The 2,454-nt window shown below is 70.2% G+C and carries 3 protein-coding genes; 2 read left to right on the forward strand and 1 reads right to left on the reverse strand.

Annotation, left to right across the window (positions count from 1 at the left end; translation table 11 throughout):
* Nucleotides 1-122 precede the first annotated feature (122 nt).
* Nucleotides 123-920, forward strand: coding sequence for a TatD family hydrolase (locus tag VF697_RS18415; protein ID WP_331096768.1), 798 nt, complete (start codon nt 123-125; stop codon nt 918-920).
* A 28-nt stretch (nt 921-948) separates the two neighbouring features.
* Entirely contained in the window at nt 949-1,815 is an 867-nt protein-coding gene (locus VF697_RS18420; RefSeq protein ID WP_331096771.1) for a tRNA threonylcarbamoyladenosine dehydratase, read from the forward strand.
* A 3-nt stretch (nt 1,816-1,818) separates the two neighbouring features.
* Here VF697_RS18420 and VF697_RS18425 read toward each other — a convergent pair.
* Nucleotides 1,819-2,454: PD-(D/E)XK nuclease family protein (locus tag VF697_RS18425; protein WP_331096773.1), on the reverse strand; the 636-nt coding region annotated here is incomplete at its 5' end.

Here is a 2,454-nt window from a genome sequence, read left to right on the forward strand (position 1 = left end):
TCCGAAACCGACGCTGCGTATAGGTTCAACGCGGGCCCACGGGAGGCGGCTTGATGCACCTACACCCCTCCTGCTGTCTCGGGATGAACGACGGATGAACGAAGCACCCCCGGACCTTTCCGATGATTGACACCCACTGCCACCTTGACGCGTCGCGCTTCGATCCGGACCGCGACGACGTGATCGCCCGCGCCTGGGCCGCTGGACTGCACGGCATCCTCATTCCCGGCGTGGGCCCGGAGAACTGGGAGCCCCTGCTCGCCATGTCCCGCGCCGAGCCGCGCCTCCAGGTGGGGCTCGGCATCCACCCCCAGCTCCTCCCAGACATCCCCCCCGAGGAGGACGAGCAGCACCTCGAGCGCCTGGACGCGCTGCTCTCGCAAGGGGGTGCCATCGCCGTGGGCGAGTGTGGCCTGGATGGGCCCTCGACCGCGGGAGCGCCCATGGAGCGTCAGGTGGCGGTGCTGCGGCGGCACCTGGAGCTCGCGCGCAAGCACGGCTTGCCGGTGCTGATGCACTGCTTCCGCGCGCACCCCGCCCTCATCGAGCTCTTCAAGGAGGGACCCCTGCCCGAGGCCGGCGTGCTGATGCACAGCTACGGCGGAGGCGTGGACCTGGCGCGCTTCTACATCCAGAAGGGCTGCCACTTCTCCTTCGCGGGCCCCGTCACCTGGGCCGAGGCCCGTAAGCCCCTGGATGCCCTGCGCGTCATCCCCCCCGACCGGCTGATGGCCGAGACGGACGCCCCGGATCAGGCCCCCACGCCCCACCGGGGGCAGCGCTCGGAGCCCGGCTATCTGCCGCGCGTCATCGAGGGCATGGCCCGGGTACTGGGGCAGCCCGTGGAGGAGCTTGCCCAGCGGACGACCGAGAATGCCCGCCGGCTGTTCCGGGAAGCCTTCCCCCCGCCTTCGCTGTAGGGGAGCGGTCGCGCTATAGAGGCCCTCCATGAATCCGCAGCCCACGCCCCCCGAGACCGTCCCCGCTACCCCTGGCACCCCTGCCCCCTCGGAGCCCAAGCCCTTCAAGCTGCACCGGCGCTTCGACCGCACGGGCCGCCTGCTCGGCGACCCGGCGATGGAGCGGCTGGCCAAGGCCCGAGTGATGGTATTCGGCCTGGGAGGCGTGGGCAGCTACGCCGCCGAGGGCCTCGTGCGCAGCGGCATCGGCCACCTGACGCTGGTGGACTTCGACACCGTGTGCGTCACCAACGGGAACCGCCAGCTCCACGCCACCGCGAAGACGGTGGGCAAGCCCAAGGCGGAGCTGATGGCGCAGCGCTGCAAGGAGATCAACCCCGACGCCAACGTGGTGGGCCTGCGCGAGTTCTACCGCGAGGAGCTGGCCGACCAGCTGCTCGCCCCCGGCAGCTACGACTACGTGGTGGACGCCATCGACAACGTGAAGGCGAAGCTGCACCTGCTGCACCGCTGCGTCAGCCTGGGGATTCCCGTGGTGAGCTCCATGGGCGCGGCGGCCCGCCTGGACCCCACCGCCATCCGCGTGGAGGACCTGTGCGAGACGCACATGGACCCCTTCGCCAAGGACATCCGCAAGCTGCTCAAGCGCAAGTACGGCGTGCCCACCGAGCGGCCCACGGGCATCACCGCCGTGTACTCCATCGAGGCGCGGCGCCAGCCCCTGTCCCTGCGCTACGACGCGGACGACGGCTTCTCGTGCGTGTGCCCCAACGACAACGACTTCCACAGCTGCGAGCACCGCAACCAGATTGATGGCAGCGTGGCCTTCGTCACCTCCGTGTTCGGCATGAACGCGGCGGGCGTCGTCGTGCGACGCCTCTCCGCGAGCCGGTAGGCCTCAGGCCACCTTCGTCGCCGCCACCGCTCCCTCGCGACCGCAGGGGCGGCGGAAGGCACAGCGCACGCACGCCGACAGCTCCTCCGTGGGAGGGAAGGCGGACTCGTCCTTGGGCGTGTTGGTGACGGGGTCCGCCAGCAGCTCGCGCATCCGCGCCACGCTCTGCGCGAAGCGCGACTTGAAGCCCTCCATGGCGTCGCGGTCCACCTGCACCGCGTGCTCCACCCCGTCATTCAGGTACACCAGCGAGGCGCGCACCTTCTCCAGCGGCAGCCGGTAGCGCTGCGTCACGTACAGCGCGTAGCCCAGCACCTGCTCGTCGTACCCGTCCCGCGCCTTCCCCGTCTTCCAGTCCACCACCACCGGCGTGCCGTCCGCCTCCAGGTAGGCGAAGTCGGGGATGGCGAACACCTTCACCCCCTCCAGCGTGAAGGTGGAGAACTCGGCTCCCGCGTCCACCTCCAGCCACTGCGTTGGCTTCAGCCCCCGCGCCAGCTCCGGCCAGCGCGAGTTGAAGAACCAGCTCAGCGCCGAGCGCACCGTCTCCGCGTTCTGCTTCCAGGCCTCGTCCGGCACTGGCTCGTCGTACTCGTGCTCCACCAGGCCCGAGAACGTCTTGCGGTACTTCTGCGTCCA

Origin of the sequence: Archangium sp. (assembly GCF_036388035.1) — a bacterium.
Taxonomy (GTDB): domain Bacteria; phylum Myxococcota; class Myxococcia; order Myxococcales; family Myxococcaceae; genus Archangium.